This is a genomic window from Microbacterium sp. (assembly GCF_040394595.1).
Lineage (GTDB): Bacteria > Actinomycetota > Actinomycetes > Actinomycetales > Microbacteriaceae > Microbacterium.
This window is the reverse complement of sequence record NZ_JBEBSA010000002.1, coordinates 129,790-147,680: the sequence shown is the minus strand read 5'-3', so window position 1 is coordinate 147,680 and position 17,891 is coordinate 129,790. Positions and strand designations below refer to the sequence as shown.

The following is a 17,891-nucleotide window of genomic DNA, read 5'->3' as shown; positions in this document are numbered from 1 at the left end:
GCGGACGCCCACTCCCGGGAATGCCGCCGCACGATCCGAGCAGGGGGAGAGCAGGTGGACGAGTCGCACGGCGGCCAGCCCGCGGGCCGCGGCACCAACATGCCGCGAGTTGCCGACTTCAACGAGGGGGTCGTGCTGGGCGCGATCCGGCGCTCCGCCGGCGGACGCAGCCGTGTCGAGCTGACCGCCGAGACCGGACTGTCCGCCCAGACGGTGTCGAACATCTGCCGTCGGCTGCTCGTGGGCGGCCTGATCGTCGAGGCGGGGAAGCAGGCCGTCGCCTTCGGGAAGCCGCGCACGATGCTCGAGCTCAATCCGGCCGGCAGCTACGCCGTGGGCGTGCACATCGACCCGGCGGTGATCACCTACGTGCTGCTGGACTTCACCGGGCGGGTCGTCGTCGACGCGAGCCACCCCACCCCCGACGCACAGGACCCCGACTCGGTGCTGTCCCTGATGAGCGAGCAGATCCTGCAGCTGATCGACCGCGCGCCGGTCGACCGCGACCGCATCCTCGGCGTCGGGATCGCCTCGCCCGGGCCGGTCGACGTCGAACGCGGGCTGGTGCTCGACCCCCCGCACCTGCCGGACTGGCACCAGGTCCCGCTCCGCGACCACCTGCGCGACGCCACGGGACTGCCGGTGCTGCTTGACAAGGACGTGATCGCCGGTGCGGTCGCCGAGCAGTGGGCGGGCGGCGCCGACGGCCCGCGCAACTTCGTGTTCCTCTACCTCGGCACGGGCGTGGGGCTCGGCATCGTCATCGACGACGTCGTGGTGCGCGGCATCGCCAGCAACGCGGGCGACATCGGACTCCTCCCCGTCTCGTCGGAGGAGTTCGGCGACAACTACAACCAACCTCTGCACGCGTTCTGGGCCGCCTGCTCGCCGCAGCCGCTCGCACAGCAGGCCGTGTCCGCCGGGGTGCTCCCCGCCGACACCGACCTGTCGAATCCGGCACAGGTCGACGCCGCGTTCACCCGGCTGTGCACCCTCGCCGATGACGGCGACGAGGGTGCCGTCGTCATCCTCGAGCGGGCGGCCCGCGCCACGGCGTCGGCCGTGCTGACGACCACGAACATGCTCGACCTCGATGCCGTGATCCTCGGCGGCACCATGTGGGAGCGCCTCTCCGAGCGCTTCCTCGCGGTGATCCGCCCGATCGTCGCCGAGCGCGCGATCGCCCGGCAGCTGCACGAGGTGAAGATCGTCGGCACGACGCTCGGCTCCGACGTCGCGGCGATCGGCGCGGCGTGCCTCGTGCTCGACCGGGAGTTCTCGCCGCGTCCGTCCACGCTGCTGCTGGGACGCTGACCGCCGCCGCTCCGGCACGCCAGAGGCCCGGCCCCGGATGGGGGCCGGGCCTCGGCGGGGGGAGGCTCAGCCGACCAGCTGCGCGTCGCGGAACAGCCCCGGGTCCTTCGGCGTCGTCGCGATGCCCGAGCCCCACTGCAGGAATCCGTCGCGTGCATCTCCGGCCTTCCCGCTGTCATCGTCGTTCACCAGGAACGACATCGCGAACGGCTCGGTCGGGGCCGTCGCGAATCCCAGCGACGCCCAGGGCAGCCGCACCACGTAGTGCGTGACGCGGGTCGTCTCGTCGCGCTCGATCGAGACCTCCGCCCCCGGCGTCTCACCCGGCTGCTGCCCCTTCGGCGCGAGGAAGGTGCGCACGGCGGGGCCGCCGTCCAGCAGCGCCGCACCGATCTCGACGTGCTGTCCGCCGGACAGCCACGGCGAGCGGTCGTACACCGCGAACTGGATCGAGTCGGTCTGCCAGAGCATCGTGGCGTCCCGCGCACCGCGGTGCACGTCGTCGACGACCTTCGCGTCGAGCACGAGGCCCAGGTCGTCGTGCGTCACCGAGAGCGTCCCGCCGACGTCCGCGGGGCCGGTGCGCTGACCGCCGGTGCCGACCCAGCCGCCGAGGGCGTCGAGGTCGATCGGCGTCGCGTTCCCCGCGCCCTCGCGCACGATGGGACTGAAGGTCACCGACCCCGCGGCGGCGACACTCCGGTCGGCGGCGCGGAGGGTGAGGCGGAACTGCTGGGGAGCGAAGGGGGTCGGATCGCCGGCGTCCAGGCGGTAGACCTTCGACGCGCCTCCGGCGATCGAGCCCAGGTCGTCGAGGACGCCCGCACGGCCTCCGATCAGATAGTCGAGCCTCTGCGGCGCGACCGCCGCCGGCGCGTTGTTCGTCACGGTGACGTCGACCGCGTTCTGCCGGACGCCCGCCGTCTCCGCGATCCGCGGGCTCGCGGAGATCGCGAAGGGCTCAACGGTCGTCGTACGCCCGCGCAGCAGCGCGAGCGGCTTCGCCCCTCCCCCGCCGGCGGTGTCCATCACGGACACCCGCGCCGTGCGATCGCCCAGCGCAGAGGTCGCGGGCAGCGTGATCGTGCTGCGCAGCACTCCGGCCCTCACCGAGAACCCGGCGCCCTCCGCGCCCTCCGCCTCCGTGGTCAGCCCGCGGTGCGGTCCGTGCAGCGCCGACCGCTTCATCGTGACCTCCGCGCTCACCGGCTCGGAGGCGACGCTGCGTTCGCCGACCGTCAGCTGCGGCGCCCCGGAGCCGGCGGTCACCGAGGTCACGGCGCCCTGCAGGTAGAGCGGCTCCGAGTCGAGGTCGATGTAGGTCCCGGACGCGGGCGGCGTGAACGTGGTGCTCGCGCCGCGCTCGTCGACCACCGTGACGGGACCGTTGCCCTTCACCAGGACGGCGGCGGGCGTCTTCGGGGCCCACATCACGCGGGTGGTCTTCCCCTGCCCCGTGTAGGGATAGGAGTAGATGCCGGCCGCGCCGAGGTCCTCCCGCGGCTGCAGGGTCTTCCCGCCCACCTGGCGGATGAGCACCGCACTGGACACCGCGGCCGGCTTGGGGACGATCCCGAGCGCGGCCTCGTCCGGGCGCTGGAAGATGCCGAAGTTGTGCTCGCGCTCGTTCGGGTCGGTGCCGTCGTCCATTGCGGAGTACCAGGTGTAGACGTCCACGCCCGCGGCCATCACCAGCACGCTGGCGCGCACCAGGTCCTCGGCCTGCTCATCGAGCGTCGACCCGATCGCGTGCGTCGGCCAGCCGTTCTCGGTGATCCACACGGGCACGTCCCTCGCGCCGGCCTCCTGGTCGACGCGCGCGACGAGGTCGGGCAGCGCCGAGGTGAGCAGGGTGTCCTCCGGCGGGGTGTTCTGCCCGTGCAGCGCATAGCCGTAGACGTTGGTGGCGAAGGTGTCCACGTAGGCGAGCCCGCCCTGGGCGAAGAACTCGTCGTTCCATGCGGCGTTGATCCCCGAGGTGATGGGGCCCATGACGTTCACGTCGGGGTTGGCGGCGTGCATCGGGCCGTAGACCGCCTTGAGCATCTCGACATAGCAGGTCGCGCTCTGGCAGCTGCTGGTGTTGAACCCGGTGCCGTTGTACTCGTTGTAGACGTTGAAGTCCCGGATCCCGGGGGCGTACTTCGCCGCGCTCGCGGCGGCGAACCGGCCGAAGGCGGCCAGACCGTCGGACGTGTGCGGGGTGACTCCGCCGTCGTACAGCGGATTGCGGTAGGCGACGACGCCCATCGGCGTCATGCCGAGGCTCTTCGCCTGGGCGGACTTCTTGTCGAAGGCGTATCCGGCGAAGTCGTACACGCCGGCGCTCTTCTCGATGAGCTCCCAGTTGAGGTCTCCGCGCACGTGCCCGTATCCGATGGTCGCGAGCGACTGCAGCAGCGCGTCCTCCGAGGCGCCGTAGTGCCCGAAGTGGGTGCTGATGCCGAAGAAGGACGACGGGTCGAGCGCCCCGGCGGGCGTGGGGGTGATGATGCCGAACGAAGAGGTGCGCGTGACCGTCTCGCCGAGCACGTCACCGCTGAACGCGATGCCGTAGTACCCCGGGCCGAGGTCGGAGACGTCGAGCGACGCCGTGCCGGACGCGCCGACGGGAAGGGCGCCGGAGCGCAGCGGCGTGCCGTCCGATGCCGTGAGCGTATAGGCGACGTTCGAGGCGAGCGTGCCGAAGTCGAGGTGCGCGGCATCGGTGGTGAGCAGCAGGCTCGGGTTCGTGAGCGACAGGCGCGGCACGTTGGAGAAGGTGACAGACAGCTCCGAGAAGCACACCGGGGGGACCGCGCCGTTGACCGGGTTGACGTTGATCCGGAAGTCGGCGTTGTTCGCGCCGTTGAGGAAGCGGATCGCGTCGAGCTGGATCGTCGTGGTGCGCCAGGTGCCGGTGCCGTCGAGGGCGACGGACGGCGAGGCCTGGAAGCGCGAGGCGGTCCCGTCGTACTCGATCCGCATGCTCGTCGCCGCCGCGTCGTAGTAGCCGATCCGGACGTTCGCGTACTTCGACCCGGACGGCTTCGCCGCCGTCGCCACGTCGACGTAGAGGTAGCGGTTCAACGGGTCCTGAGACATGGTCCAGCAGGCGGTGCCGTCCTTCGAGGTCGCCGCGTGGGACGGATCCTTGTCACGGTCCCCCGGCCAGGCCGAGACGACGCCGTCGTAGGTGGGTGTGGCGCCGAGGACCGCGCGGGCGTGTGGCGCGGTCTGATCGGCCCCGGCCCGCTCGGCCTGGCCGACGATCAGGCCTGCGAGCAGCAGCGACGCGGCCGCGATGAGGCCCGCCGTACGGCGGGCCTGTCGGGGGATTCTGTCGAACACGGAGGTCTCCTTCGGCTCTGAAGGCGTCGGATCACACGGCCGACTCCTGTGGCGAGTTAATCTAGAGACTTGGGATATTCCGGTCAAGACTGATGATCAAAGCGATTATCACGGGGGTGCGATTTCTCAATATCTTTGATAAAGTCGCGGAACTCCCCATCGATCGAAAGGGCGATCCCGTGAGCAAGCCGTTGCCCGTCGCGCCGCTGCGCGGAAGCAACCTCCCCCACCTGGCCGACTTCAACGAGACGATCGTGCTCGACATGATCCGCCGCGCTCCCGGCGGATGCTCGCGCGCCGAGCTCGCGCGCCGCACCGGCCTCTCCGGGCAGACGATCACGAACATCGCTCGCCGCCTGTTCGAGCGCGACCTCATCCGCGACGCGGGGAAGGCCAGTTCGGGCCCCGGCAAGCCGCGCACCCTCCTCGAGCTCAACCCCGACGGCCAGTACGCCGTCGGGGTGCATCTCGACCCGGCGCAGATCACCTACGCCCTGCTCGACTTCCACGGACGGCCGATCGCCACGACCTCGCACCGCACCCCCTCCGTCACCGAGACGCAGCCGGTCCTCGACGAGCTCACCGTCCACGTCGAGACCCTCATCGCCGACTCCGGCGTGGACCGCACGCGGGTCATCGGCGTGGGCGTGGCCGCCCCCGGACCCGTCGACGTCGTCGACGGCGTGGTGCTCAACCCCCCGCTGCTCCCCGGCTGGGTCAACGTCCCGCTGCGCGAGCACCTGCACCGCACGACCGGCCTGCCCACCGTCCTCGACAAGGACGTGATCGCGGGCGCCGTCGCCGAGCAGTGGGCGGCGCGCCCCAAGCCGTCGCGCAACTTCGCCTTCGTGTACGTGGGGACGGGCATCGGCGTCGGCCTCGCCCTCAACGGGCACGTCCTGCGGGGCACGTCGAGCAACATCGGGGACATCGGCCTGCTGCCCGTCACCGATCACGGCGAGCCCGGCGAGGCCCCCGGACCGTTCTCCGCCCTCGGCGCCGTCGCGTCGGCGCATGTCGTGATGCGTGAGGCGGCGCGGCTCGGCGTCCTCCCGGCCGACTTCGGCGAGGTGCAGCCCGCCGAGGCCGCCGCGGCCTTCCGCATCCTCCGCGCGCTCGCCGACGGCGGCTCGGCGTCGGCCGCCGGCCTGCTGCGCACCATGGCCGAGTACCTCGGCTCCGGGCTGGTGACGATCACGAACCTGCTCGACCTCGACACCGTCGTGCTCGGCGGCCCCGTATGGGAGGAGCTCGCCCCCTACGCGCTGCCGATCATCGGCCCCAAGGTCAGCGGCAGCGCCGTGGCCCGCACCCTGCACGACGTCACCGTGGCGAGCACCGAGCTCGGCGAGAACGTCACGGCGATCGGCGCAGGATGCCTGGTGCTCGACCGCAAGTTCGGTCCGCGCCTGACCTCGATGCCGGCGGGGATCTGACGTGCGCCGGCGTCTGCTCCACGACGGATGGACCGTCCGCACCGACGACCACCGGGCCCCTCGGCAGGTGCGCGACGCCCCCGTGCCCGCGGTCGTCCCGGGCTGCGTGCACTCCGACCTGCTGGCCGCCGGGCTCATCGGGGATCCGTTCCGGAACGATCAGGAGGCCGCGCAGCGCTGGATCGGCGAGACCGACTGGGTCTACCGCACGGAGTTCGACTGGGCTCCGGACGGGGCCGAGCGGCACGACCTCGTCTTCGACGGGCTCGACACCGTCGCCGACGTGACGCTGAACGGCGTCGCGGTGCTCTCCGTCGCGAACCAGCACCGCAGTCACCGCGCGGCCGTCGGCGGCGTGCTGCGCGCGGGCGCGAACGAGCTGGTCGTCGCGTTCCGTTCCCCGGTGCGCTGGGCGAACGCGCAGAGCCAGGTGCTCGGCGCGCGGCCCCGCCCGTACCCGCTGCCCTACGAGGCGATCCGCAAGTCGGCGTCGAGCTTCGGCTGGGACTGGGGCATCGCGACCGCCACGAGCGGCATCGGGAAGTCCGTCGCCCTCGAGTCCTGGTCCGGTGCACGCATCGCCGAGCTGCGGGTCCGCACCGAGACCGCCGGCGAAGGCGGGACGGTCGTGGTCGACGCCCTCGTCGAACGCGGCGAGCGCGACCGCGATCTCCCGCTCGAGCTCTCGGTCGAGGCGGCGGGGGTGCGCGGCACGGCGCGGGTCGGGGGCGGCGCGGACGCGGTGCACGTCGAGGTCGAGGTCGCCGAGGTTCGGCGCTGGTGGCCGGCTGGTCACGGCGCGCAGCCGCTGTACGACGTCGCGGTCGCCCTCCGCGACGATGAGGGCGGCGCGCGGCACCGGCTCGACCGGCGCGTGGGCTTCCGCACCCTGCGCTGGGACACCACACCGGACGCCGACGGCACGCCCTTCTCGCTCGTGGTCAACGACGTCCCGGTGTGGGTGAAGGGCGTCAACTGGATCCCCGACGACGCACTGGTCACCCGCGTGGACCGTGAGCGGTGCCGCCATCGCCTGGAACAGGCCCGCGACGCGCACGTGAACCTCGTGCGCGTCTGGGGCGGCGGCGTGTACGAGTCGGACGACTTCTACGACGCCTGCGACGAGCTCGGCCTCCTCACCTGGCAGGACTTCCTGTTCGCCTGCGCCGCCTATCCCGAGGAGGAGCCGCTGCGCTCCGAGGTCGCCGCGGAGGCCCGTGAGCAGATCGTGCGACTCTCCTCGCACGCCTCGCTGGCGCTGCTGTGCGGGAACAACGAGAACCTCATGGGGCACCACGACTGGGGGTGGGAGCGCGCGCTCGACGGTGCGACCTGGGGCGCGTTCTACTACTTCGACCTGCTCCCCCGGCTCGTCGCCGAACTCGCGCCGGCGACCCCCTACATCCCGGGGAGCCCGTTCCACCCCGGCGGCGGCGATCCGAACGACGACCGCCACGGTCCCGTGCACCTGTGGACCCAGTGGAACAGCGAGGACTGGCGCACCTACTCCCGGCACACTCCGCGCTTCGTGGCGGAGTTCGGCTGGCAGGGGCCGCCCGCCTGGACCACGCTGCGCGAGGCCGTCGACGACGATCCGCTCACCCCGGAGTCGCCCGGCATGCTCGTGCACCAGAAGGCCGCCGACGGCAACGCCAAGCTGCGCGACGGACTCCTCGCGCATGTGCGCGTGCCCCGCGGGATGCGCGACTGGCACTGGGCGATGCAGTGGAACCAGGCGGCGGCGATGCGGCATGCGATCGAGCACTTCCGCGCTTCCTCCCCCGTCACCCGGGGCAGCATCGTGTGGCAGCTCAACGACTGCTGGCCGGTGACGTCGTGGTCGGCGATCGACTACGCCGGGCGGCTCAAGCCGGTCTGGTACGCGCTGCGCGCGGCGTACCGTCCGCGCCTGATCACCCTGCAGGAGCGCGACGGCGAGGTCGCCGCGATGCTCGTCAACGACGAGGCGGATGCCTGGGAGGGTGAGCTCGTCGTACGGCGGCGGAGCTTCGACGGGACGGTGCGCGCCGAGAGCTCGCTGCCCTTCCGGGTGCCGCCGCGCGCCTCGGACGCTCTCCCGCTCGACGCCGCCGTGCGGAGTGCCGGCGACGCGGCGTCGGAGCTCATCACGGCCGAGGCGGGGTCGTACCGCGGGCTCCTCTTCTTCGCCGAGCCGCGCGCGTCGGCCCTCTCCGCGCCGCGGTTGCGCGTCCGGACGGCTCCGACCACGGAGGGCTCGACGGTCGAGGTCTCCGCGGACGGCCTCGTGCGCGACCTGTTCCTGCACGCCGACCTCGTGCATCCCGATGCCGTGGTCGACGAGGGCCTCGTGACCCTGTTGCCCGGCGAGACCGCCCGGTTCGCGCTCCGGCATCCGCCCGGGGCCCGCTTCTCCCCCTCCGCGCTGCGCACGCTGAACGACCTCGTCGCGACCGGTCCGGACGCCGGCTGAGCGCCGCCCCAGTGCGATCCCGCCCGCCCGGTGCCCCTCCTGCGCGGATTTCCCCGCGCCTCGGCGGCCGCGCACCGGGTCGGCGCAGGGGGCACCGGGTACCGTGGACGCATGAAGTGGATCGCCGACCCGACCGTCGGAGACTGGCTGCGCGAGCGGCTCGATGAGGACCTCGGCGTCGTGCCGCGCGGATTCGCCGCCACCGCGCGTGTGTTCCACCCCGCCCAGGTGCGCTCCCTCCCCGACCGGCCGATGCCCTCCGCCGAGGAGTGGCTCCGGCTCGGCGAGGCGGAGCAGGAGCGCCTGCTCGCGCGCTTCGCGGACGAGCAGATCCGATGGGCCGACGCGGCAGCGGCCTTCGGGTCGGAGATGCACCCGCTCGCGCAGTGGCGCGGCATCGTGCGCACCCCCGACGACGAGGACTGGCATGTGCGGATCGGCCCCGACGGGCGCGAGTATTCGGCGCCGGACGAGGGGGCGATGCCCCCGGAGGGCTTCGCCGCGCTCGCCCGGATCCTCACCGCGCACACCGCGACGCCGCACGAGGGGGTCGTCGCCCTCTGGGAGGGATGGGGCGAACTGCTCGGCTCGTTCCGCGACCCCTCGGCCGCGATCACGGTCGGCGGCTCCGACGCCCCGCCGGCGCACGAGCAGCTGCTGCGGCGCAGCATCCACGATCCCTTCAACACCGTCTTCCGCAAGCCGGCCTGGCAGCCGGGCATCCTCTCCGACGAGATCTCGAAAGGTCCGCGCCTCGAGCTTCCCGGCCGCGCCCACGTGCCCTTCTCCGCCGGAGCCTCGACCTTCGCCGATCCTGCCTGGATCCTCGACGCGCCCTGGCGCGACCGCCCGTCCGAGGCCGCCGGGTTCCCTCCGTCGGCGCAGCATCCGGCTCTCCTCTGGCCCGAGGACCGCGCCTGGGTGATGGTGAGCGAGATCGACTTCGACTCGACCGTCGTCACCGGATCGGAGGCGCTCATCGCGGAGATCTGCGCCGACCCGGCGCTCGAGGCGCTCCCCCTCCCCGCCGACGCGGATCTCTCCTGGGACGGCGACGAGGTGAACCGATGAGCGGCACGGTCTCGTTCGATGCCCGGCCCCTGACCGATCCGGTCGACCCCCGCGCGGTCGCCGCGTTCGACCAGCAGCTCAAGCAGATGGCGGCGCCGACCTCGGCCGGACGCACGATCGCCTACGTGATCCTCGTCGTGGTCGGGATCTTCGCGATCGCCCCGATCCTCCTCGTCTTCGCGGCGATCGCGACGATCCCGAGCAGCGGCTTCCTCGGCAGCATCGGCAGCACGGTCTTCTTCCTCTTCATCGTGGGACTGGCCGTGGGACTGGTCCTGCTCATCGTCGCGCAGCGCCGGCGCGCACGCATCCAGCGGTTCCGCATCGCGCAGTTCGCCTTCGCGAACCGGATGACCTATGTGCCGCGGGTCGAGGACCCGCCGCTGCCGGGAATGATCTTCCACCAGGGCTCCGGCCGCTACGCGTCCGATGCCGTGCGGGGCTCCCGGCCGCGATTCGTGGAGTTCGGCAACTACCAGTACACGACGGGCTCGGGGAAGAACCAGACCACGCACCGCTGGGGCTATGTGGCCGTCAAGCTCGACGTCCCGCTGCCGAACATCGTGCTCGACGCGCTCGGCAACAACACGCTGGGCACCAATCTGCCGGCGTCGTTCGGCAAGAGACAGCGTCTGTCGCTCGAGGGCGACTTCGACAGGTACTTCGCGCTGTACTGCCCCGAGGGCTACGAGCGCGACGCCCTCTACCTCTTCACCCCCGACGTGATGGCGCGCTTCATCGACCACGCCGCGCAGCTCGACGTGGAGATCGTCGACGACTGGCTGTTCTTCTACCTGCAGCGCCCCGCGTCGACGCTCGATCCCGCCACCTGGGCCTGGCTGTTCGGCGCGGTCGGCGCGATGATGACGAAGTTCGAGCAGTGGGCTCGCTGGCGCGACGACCACCTTCCGGTCGCCGCCCCGGCTCCGGCGGGGCCGCCCGCGCCCTTCCCCGCGGGGGCGACGCCGGCCGCCCCCGGCCCGGTGGGTCAGCCCGTGCCCGGAGCGCTGCCCTTCGTGGCGCCGGTGGGCATGCTCCGGCCGCCGCCGGGGGTCGCGCCGCAGGGCCGCCGCCTCAAGCGCAGCGTCTCCTGGGTGTCGATCATCCTCATCGCCGTGATCTTCGGCTTCACGCTGCTGCCGACACTCGTGCCGATCCTGATCGGGATCTTCAGCTTCCGCTGACGCGCGCGCACGGTCTCAGTGTCGCCGCACCGCCTGCCACTGCGCCCGGCGCTCGGCCTGGGCCACGGGGTCGGGGACCGGCAACGCGGCCAGCAGCTCGCGGGTGTAGGTGTCCTGCGGGTCGCCGAGCACCTGGGCCGTCGTGCCCTGCTCCATGATCCGCCCCTGCTGCAGCACGATGATCCGGTCGGACACGGCGTCGATCACCGCGAGGTCGTGGCTGATGAACAGCGAGGCGAAGCCCAGCTCGGCCTGCAGCTGCACGAACAGCTCGAGCACCGTGGCCTGCACCGAGACGTCGAGCGCGCTGGTCGGCTCGTCGGCGATCAGCAGCTTCGGGTCGAGCGCGAGCGCACGGGCGAGCGAGGCGCGCTGGCGCTGCCCCCCGGAGAGCTCGTGCGGATAGCGGTCGCCGAAGTTGGTGGGCAGCCGCACGGCGTCGAGCAGCTCGTCCACGCGTGGACGCGCCTTCGCGAGCCCGGAGGCCCGGCCGTGCACGATCAGCGGCTCGGCGATGCATTCGGCGATGGTCAGCAGCGGGTTGAAGCTCGTCGCCGGATCCTGGAACACGAACCCGATCTGCGGGCGCAACGGCGTGAGTGTGCGCGGCTTGACCCCGCGCATCTCCTGCCCGAGCACGGTGAGCGAGCCGCCGAGCACCGAGGTGAGTCCCACCACCGCGCGGCCGATCGTCGTCTTGCCCGATCCCGACTCCCCGACCAGGCCGACGACCTCGCCCGGGCCGACGTGGAAGTCCACGCCCTTCACGGCGACCACCGCACCGCGACCGAAGCGGCCCGGATAGCCGATCTCCGCCGAGCGCGCGACGATGAGGCTCCCCTCGGGGGCCTCGTGCACCGCTCGATCGCCGAGCGCCGGAGAAGGAGCGCCGCCCTGAGGCAGCGCGGACTTGCCCTGACCCACGTGCGGCACCGCGTCGAGCAGCTTACGGGTGTACTCCTCGCGCGGATTCGCGAACAGCTCGGCGACCGGAGCCTCCTCCACGATGTCGCCCTGGTACATCACGATCACCCGGTCGGCGAGGTCGGCGACCACGCCCATGTTGTGCGTGATCAGCACGATCGTCGCGCCGAACTCGTCGCGACAGGCCCGCAGCAGCTCGAGGATCTCGGCCTGCACGGTGACGTCCAGCGCGGTGGTCGGCTCGTCGGCGATGATGAGCCCGGCGTTGAGCACCAGCGCCATCGCGATCACGATGCGCTGCTTCTGCCCACCCGAGAACTGATGCGGATAGTCGTCGACCCGCCGATCGGCGTCCGGGATGCCGACCTTCTTCATGATCGCGATCGCCCGGGCCCTCGCGTCCTTCTTGGAGAGGCGGGTGTGGGCGCGGAGCCCCTCGGCGATCTGCCACCCGACCGTGTAGACCGGGTTGAGGGCTGTCGACGGCTCCTGGAACACCATCGCCGCGTCGCTCCCGCGCATCGCACGCAGCTGGGCCGCGGTGGCGTGCACCACGTCGGTCTCCCCGCCCTCGCGGCCCCGCACGACCACGGCACCCGAGGCGGTGGCCGTCTCGGGCAGCAGCCCGAGCAGGGTGTTGGCGGTGACGGTCTTGCCCGACCCGGACTCCCCCACGATCGCGAGCACCTCGCCCGCGCCCGCGCTCAGGCTGATGCCGTTGACGGCGGTGACCGGATCGCCGTCGGTGGCGAAGACCACCCGGAGATCGCGGATCTCGGCGATGTCGCTCATGCTGCACCTCCCGCGCGACGGCGGGTGCGCAGTCGCGGATCGCTCAGATCGTTCAGGCTCTCGCCGACGAGGGTGACGCCGAGCACGACGAGCACGATCGCGACGCCGGGGAACACGCTGGTCCACCAGATGCCGCTGGTCACGTCGCCGACGGCGCGGTTCAGGTCGTAGCCCCACTCGGCCGCCGACGTGGCCTCGATCCCGAAGCCCAGGAAGCCGAGACCGGCCAGGGTCAGCAGCGCCTCGGAGGCGTTGAGGGTGACGACGACGGGGAGCGACCGGGTGGAGTTGCGCAGCACGTGCCGCAGCAGGATCCTGCCGGTCGGCACCCCGATCACCCTGGCGGAGTCGATGAACGGCTCCTGCCGCACGCGAAGCACCTCCGATCTGACCACCCGGAAGTACTGCGGCACGAACACCACGGTGATCGAGATCGCGGTCGCCGCGATGCCGCCCCACAGCACCGACTGCCCACGGCTGATGACGATCGACATCACGATCGCCAGGAGCAGCGAGGGGAAGGCGTAGATCGCGTCGGCGACGACCACCAGGATGCGGTCGAGCCATCCGCCGAAGTAGCCGGAGAGCAGCCCGAGGGCGATGCCGATGAAGATCGAGCAGGCGATGGCCGCGATGATGACCAGCAGCGCGGTCTGCGCGCCCCAGATCACCCGGGACAGCACGTCGAACCCGGAGACGGTGGTGCCGAGCAGGTTGGTCGCGTTCGGCGCCTCCTGCGTGCCGAACGACACGCCGTTCGCCTCCTGCTGCGCCCAGGAGTACGGGGCGAGCAGGGGGGCGAACACCGCGATGAGGATGAACACGGCCGTGATCACCAGGCCGACGACGAGCATCCCGCGCTGCAGCCCGACGCTCTGACGCAGATGGGAGATCACGGGGACCTTCTCGGTCCAGCGCTTCTTCCGCGGCGGGATCGCCGCGAGCGCCTCGGTCTTGGGGGTGGGGAGGTCTGCGGTGGACATCTCAGTACCTCACCCTCGGGTCGATCATGGCCGCGATGATGTCGACCAGGAAGTTGGTCACCGCGATCACCACGGCGATCATCACGACGATGCCCTGCACGGCGACGAAGTCCCTCGCCTTCAGGTACTCGGCGAGCATGAACCCGAGGCCCTTCCACTCGAAGGTCGTCTCGGTGAGCACGGCCCCGGCGAGGAGCATCGCGACCTGCATGCCCATGACCGTGATGATCGGGATGAGGGCGGGACGGAAGGCGTGCTTGGTCACCAGGCGGTATTCGCTCACACCGCGGGAGCGTCCCGAGGTGACGAACTGCTGGCCGAGTGTGCCGATGACGTTCGTGCGGATGAGCCGCAGGAAGACCCCGGCGGTGAGGAGGCCCAGCGCGACCGCCGGCAGCACCGCGTGCCGCAGCACGTCGACGACCGCGTCGCCGTCGCCGAGCCGGATCGCGTCGAGCAGGTAGATGCCGGTCGGCGCGTCGACGCCGCTCATCAGCACCTCGGTGCTCGTGCCGCCGCGCCCGGAGACCGGCAGCCAGTCGAGCCACACCGCGAACACGAGCTTGAGCAGCAGGCCCACGAAGAAGATCGGCGTCGCATAGGCGAGGATCGCGCCGACCCGCAGGGTCGCATCCTGCCAGCGGTCGCGGCGGTAGGCGGCGATGAGGCCGAGCGGGATGCTGACCAGCAGCGCGACGATGACCGCGTAGATCGCGAGCTCGAGCGTCGCCGACCCGTACTGCAGCAGGATCTCGATCACGGGGCGGTGATCGGTGATCGTGGTGCCGAAGTCGCCACGGAAGACGCCGCCCAGGTACTCGAAGTACTGCAGGAGGAGCGGGCGGTCGTAGCCCGCGTCGTGGATCCGCTGCTGCAGCTGCGCCGCGGGGAGGCGGCCGCCGAGCGCGGCGGTGATGGGATCGCCCGTGATCCGCATCAGGAAGAAGACGAGGGTGACGAGGATGAACACGGTGGGGATGATCAGCACGAGCCTGATCAGGATGTAGCGCCACAGCCCTCCGCCTTTGGAAGAGCTGCGCGCCGCGACAACAGGGGCGGCGACGTCGACGGCCATGTGGGAGAAAACCTAACTCTGCGACTGCGCGCACTCGGCGCGCTCGCGCGTGCCGTGCGGGCACGCGCCGGGAGGGCGCTGCGCGTCGGTGCGCAGCGCCCTCGGTCGCGCTACTTCGTCAGCGGCGCGTAACGGAACTTGAACGAGGCGTCGAGCGTGGTGCCCTTGACGTCCTTGCCCACGACGGCGAGCTGCTTCCCCTGCAGGGTGGGCAGCGTGGACAGGTCCTTGGCGACCATGTCCTGCAGCTGGCCGATCATCTCCATGCGCTTGGCGCTGTCGGTCTCGGTCTGCGACGCGACGATCAGGTCGTTGACGGCCTTGTTGTCGTAGTGGTTGCCGAGGAAGTTCTCCTTGAGGAAGAACGGGGACAGGTAGTTGTCCGCGTCGGAGTAGTCCGGGAACCAGCCCAGCTGGTACTCGGGGTACACGTCGGCGGTGCGGTCCTTCGAGTACTGCACCCACTCGGTCTGCTGCAGGTCGACCTTGAACAGGCCGCCCTTCTCGAGCTGGCTCTTGTACGCGGCGTACTCGTCGCCGGACGAGGGGCCGTAGTGGTCGCCGTTGTACTGCAGCTTCAGGGTGACCGGGGTCTGCACCCCGGCGTCCTTCAGCGTCTTGGCGGCCTTGTCCGCGTCGGGCTTGCCGTTGCCGTCGCCGTAGAGCTCCTTCAGCGGCTGGGTCGCGCCGGGCATGCCGTCGGCCACGAAGGAGAACAGCGGGCTGTAGGTGTCCTTGTAGACGTTCTTGGCCACGGCCTCGCGGTCGATCAGGTCGGCCATCGCCTGGCGCACCGCGAGCGCCTTGGCCGGGTCGGCCTCGGGCGTCGTGGCGCCGAACGGCATGGTGTTGAAGTTGAACACGATGTAGCGGATCTCACCGCCGGGGCCGTCGACGATCTTGACCTTGTCGGTCTTCTTCTCGAGGTCGGCGACGTCGGTGGCCGAGAGGCTGCGGAAGGCGACGTCGATGTCCCCGTTGCCGATCGCGAGCTTCAGGTTGGAGGCGTCGGCGTAGTACTTGGCGGTGACGCCCTCGTTCTCCGCGGCGCCGAGGTTGCCCTTGTAGTCGGGGTTCGGCTTGTAGGCGACCAGCTCGTTGAACTTGTAGTTGGTGATCTCGTACTGCCCGGCGAACGCCTTGCCCTTGACGATGTCGGCGTCGGGGGTGACCTTGTCGGCGGCGAAGACCTCCTCGTCGACGATCGGCGCGGCGGGGCTCGAGAGGATGAGCGGCCAGATCTGGTCGTTGCCGTTCTTCAGGGTGAAGACCACGGTGGTCGGGTCGGGCGTCGCGATGCTCGCGAGGTTGCCGAGCAGCGCGGCGGGCCCGTTCGGGTCGTTGATCTTGAGCACGCGCTCGAAGGAGAACTTCACGTCGCTCGAGGTCAGCTCGTGACCGTTGACGAACTTCAGGCCCGACTTGAGCTTGACGGTGTACTCGGTGGGCGAGGTGAAGTCGGCCGACTCGGCGATGTCCGGGGTGACCTCGGCCGTGCCGTACTTGCTGTTCAGCAGGAAGGGGTAGATCTGGTTCATCACGGCGAAGGAGCCGTTGTCGTACGAGCCGGCCGGGTCGAGCGAGGTGATCTTGTCGGTGGTGCCGACCGTGATCTCGCCGCCGCTGCCGCCCTTGCCGCCATCGCCCTTGTCGCCCGTGCTGCTGGTCGCGCAGCCGGCGAGGACGAGGGCCGAGACGCCGAGCGCCCCGATGGCGAGGCCGAGTCGGCCCCTGTTGATCTTCATTGACATAGTCCCATCCTCGGGTCGTCGAATCGCCGACATCCTCGTGCGGCTCGTGGATCACGATAGCCGCGGGCGGGGATGCTCCCAAAATGTTCGGACGGTTTCGTGACGAGACCGAAATCCGCCGCGGACCGCGATCGCCGTGCAGGACGGGTCAGTCGCGGGCGGCCCACCAGGCGCGCAGACGCTCCTCGGCTGCCTCGGGACCGATGATGCCCTCGTCCAGGCGCACGTCGAGGAGGAACCGGTACGCCTCGCCGACCTCCCGTCCGGGGCGGATGCCCAGGACCTCCTGGATGCGATTGCCGTCGAGCTCCGGCCGCATCGCGTCGAGCTCCTCCTGATCGCGCAGCTGCGCGATCCGCCGCTCGATGTCGTCGTAGGCGGATGCCAGGCGCGCGGCCTTCCGCTTGTTGCGGGTGGTGACGTCCGCGCGCGTGAGGATGTGCAGCCGATCGACCAGCTCCCCCGCGTCGCGCACGTAGCGGCGCACGGCGCTGTCCGTCCACGCCCCCTCCGCGTATCCGAAGAAGCGCAGGTGCAGCTCGATGAGCTTCGCCACCGCGTCGATGGTGTCGCCGTCGAACCTCAGCGCCTGCATCCTCTTGCGGGCCATCCGCGAGCCGACCACGTCGTGGTGGTGGAAGGTCACCCCTCCGCCGGGCTCGAGCTTGCGGGTACGGGGCTTGCCGATGTCGTGCAGCAGGGCGGCGATGCGCAGGGCCGCATCGGGCGCGGCCCCGGGATTGCGCTCGTGCTCCAGGGCGATCGCCTGCCGGAGCACGGTGAGGGAGTGCTCGTAGACGTCCTTGTGGTGGTGGTGCTCGTCGACCTCGAGGCGCAGCGCGCTGACCTCGGGCAGGAACTCGTCGATGAGACCGCTGTCCACGAGCACGCGGATGCCGCGCACCGGGTCGTCGGTCTGCATCAGGCGCACCAGCTCGCCCTGCACGCGCTCCGGGCTGACGATGCCGAGCGTGCCGCGCAGCTCCTCGATCGCCCGGAACGTGCCGTGCTCGATCTCGAACTCCAGCTGCGAGGAGAACCGCGCCGCGCGCAGCATCCGCAGCGGATCGTCGCCGAAGCTCACCCGCGGGTCGATCGGGGTGCGCAGCACGCCCGTGACGAGATCCTCCACGCCGCCCGTGGGATCGATGAGCTTGACCTCGGGGACGCGCAGGGCCATCGCGTTGACGGTGAAGTCGCGGCGCAGCAGGTCGCCGTCGATCGTGTCGCCGAACTCGACGACGGGCTTGCGCGTGGTGCCGTCGTAGCTGTCGGCGCGGTACGTGGTCACCTCGACCTGCTCGCCCTGCACGCGGGCGCCGATCGTGCCGAACGCGCGGCCGATGTCCCATTGCGCGGTCGAGATCGGGGTCACGATCCGGAGGATGTCGTCCGGGCGGGCGTCGGTGGTGAAGTCGAGGTCGTGGGTCTCTCGGCCGAGCAGCGCGTCGCGCACCGGCCCCCCGACGACCGAGAGCTCGAAACCGGCGTCGGCGAAGGCCTTCGCCAGGGTGGCGACGACGGGATCCGCGGCGAGCGCGCCGAGTCGGGACAGGCCCTCGGCCATGTTGAGCATGGG

The 17,891-nt window shown here is 71.1% G+C and carries 11 protein-coding genes; 5 read left to right on the top strand and 6 right to left on the bottom strand.

What is annotated here, in order from left to right; all coding sequences use genetic code 11:
• Positions 1 to 54 precede the first annotated feature (54 nt).
• On the top strand, positions 55 to 1,314 hold the full coding sequence (locus ABWO84_RS03445) for an ROK family transcriptional regulator (RefSeq protein ID WP_353112560.1): 1,260 nt from the start codon (positions 55 to 57) through the stop codon (positions 1,312 to 1,314).
• A gap of 66 nt (positions 1,315 to 1,380) precedes the next feature.
• Here ABWO84_RS03445 and ABWO84_RS03440 read toward each other — a convergent pair whose 3' ends face one another.
• Positions 1,381 to 4,644, bottom strand: coding sequence for a hypothetical protein (locus ABWO84_RS03440; protein ID WP_353112558.1), 3,264 nt, complete (start codon positions 4,642 to 4,644; stop codon positions 1,381 to 1,383).
• 179 nt (positions 4,645 to 4,823) lie between these two features.
• Here ABWO84_RS03440 and ABWO84_RS03435 point away from each other — a divergent pair, with 179 nt between their 5' ends.
• The 4 genes from ABWO84_RS03435 to ABWO84_RS03420 all read left to right on the top strand — a co-directional run bounded on the left by ABWO84_RS03435 (position 4,824) and on the right by ABWO84_RS03420 (position 10,787).
• Positions 4,824 to 6,080: an ROK family transcriptional regulator gene (locus ABWO84_RS03435; protein ID WP_353112556.1), complete on the top strand. Its 1,257-nt coding sequence runs from the start codon at positions 4,824 to 4,826 to the stop codon at positions 6,078 to 6,080.
• Position 6,081: 1 nt separating this feature from the next.
• Positions 6,082 to 8,532: a glycoside hydrolase family 2 protein gene (locus tag ABWO84_RS03430; protein ID WP_353112554.1), complete on the top strand. Its 2,451-nt coding sequence runs from the start codon at positions 6,082 to 6,084 to the stop codon at positions 8,530 to 8,532.
• Between the two features lie 111 nt (positions 8,533 to 8,643).
• The gene (locus ABWO84_RS03425; RefSeq protein WP_353112552.1) at positions 8,644 to 9,603 is read left to right on the top strand and encodes a hypothetical protein; all 960 of its coding nucleotides are present in this window, start codon (positions 8,644 to 8,646) and stop codon (positions 9,601 to 9,603) included.
• Positions 9,600 to 10,787: a hypothetical protein gene (locus ABWO84_RS03420; protein WP_353112550.1), complete on the top strand. Its 1,188-nt coding sequence runs from the start codon at positions 9,600 to 9,602 to the stop codon at positions 10,785 to 10,787. Before ABWO84_RS03425 ends, ABWO84_RS03420 begins: the two co-directional genes overlap by 4 nt.
• A 15-nt stretch (positions 10,788 to 10,802) precedes the next feature.
• On the opposite strand, the gene ABWO84_RS03415 is transcribed toward ABWO84_RS03420, so the two are convergent.
• The 5 genes from ABWO84_RS03415 to ABWO84_RS03395 form a co-directional block, all read right to left on the bottom strand.
• A complete protein-coding gene (locus ABWO84_RS03415) occupies positions 10,803 to 12,503 on the bottom strand; it encodes a dipeptide ABC transporter ATP-binding protein (RefSeq protein ID WP_353112548.1) in 1,701 nt (566 codons plus the stop codon).
• Positions 12,500 to 13,486, bottom strand: a complete 987-nt coding sequence (locus ABWO84_RS03410; RefSeq protein WP_353112546.1) for an ABC transporter permease — start codon at positions 13,484 to 13,486, stop codon at positions 12,500 to 12,502. Before ABWO84_RS03410 ends, ABWO84_RS03415 begins: the two co-directional genes overlap by 4 nt.
• Before the next feature lies 1 nt (position 13,487).
• The gene (locus ABWO84_RS03405; protein WP_353112544.1) at positions 13,488 to 14,561 is read right to left on the bottom strand and encodes an ABC transporter permease; all 1,074 of its coding nucleotides are present in this window, start codon (positions 14,559 to 14,561) and stop codon (positions 13,488 to 13,490) included.
• A 110-nt stretch (positions 14,562 to 14,671) separates the two neighbouring features.
• Positions 14,672 to 16,312, bottom strand: coding sequence for an ABC transporter substrate-binding protein (locus ABWO84_RS03400; protein WP_353112542.1), 1,641 nt, complete (start codon positions 16,310 to 16,312; stop codon positions 14,672 to 14,674).
• Between the two features lie 148 nt (positions 16,313 to 16,460).
• Entirely contained in the window at positions 16,461 to 17,888 is a 1,428-nt protein-coding gene (locus ABWO84_RS03395; RefSeq protein WP_353112540.1) for a CCA tRNA nucleotidyltransferase, read from the bottom strand.
• Between the last annotated feature and the right edge of the window lie 3 nt (positions 17,889 to 17,891).

Coding starts and splice junctions, on each gene's coding strand:
- ABWO84_RS03425 (WP_353112552.1), top strand. CDS start 8,644: ATGAAGTGGATCGCCGACCCGACCGTCGGAGACTGGCTGCGCGAGCGG.
- ABWO84_RS03420 (WP_353112550.1), top strand. CDS start 9,600: ATGAGCGGCACGGTCTCGTTCGATGCCCGGCCCCTGACCGATCCGGTC.
- ABWO84_RS03415 (WP_353112548.1), bottom strand. CDS start 12,503: ATGAGCGACATCGCCGAGATCCGCGATCTCCGGGTGGTCTTCGCCACC.
- ABWO84_RS03410 (WP_353112546.1), bottom strand. CDS start 13,486: ATGTCCACCGCAGACCTCCCCACCCCCAAGACCGAGGCGCTCGCGGCG.
- ABWO84_RS03405 (WP_353112544.1), bottom strand. CDS start 14,561: ATGGCCGTCGACGTCGCCGCCCCTGTTGTCGCGGCGCGCAGCTCTTCC.
- ABWO84_RS03400 (WP_353112542.1), bottom strand. CDS start 16,312: ATGTCAATGAAGATCAACAGGGGCCGACTCGGCCTCGCCATCGGGGCG.
- ABWO84_RS03395 (WP_353112540.1), bottom strand. CDS start 17,888: ATGCTCAACATGGCCGAGGGCCTGTCCCGACTCGGCGCGCTCGCCGCG.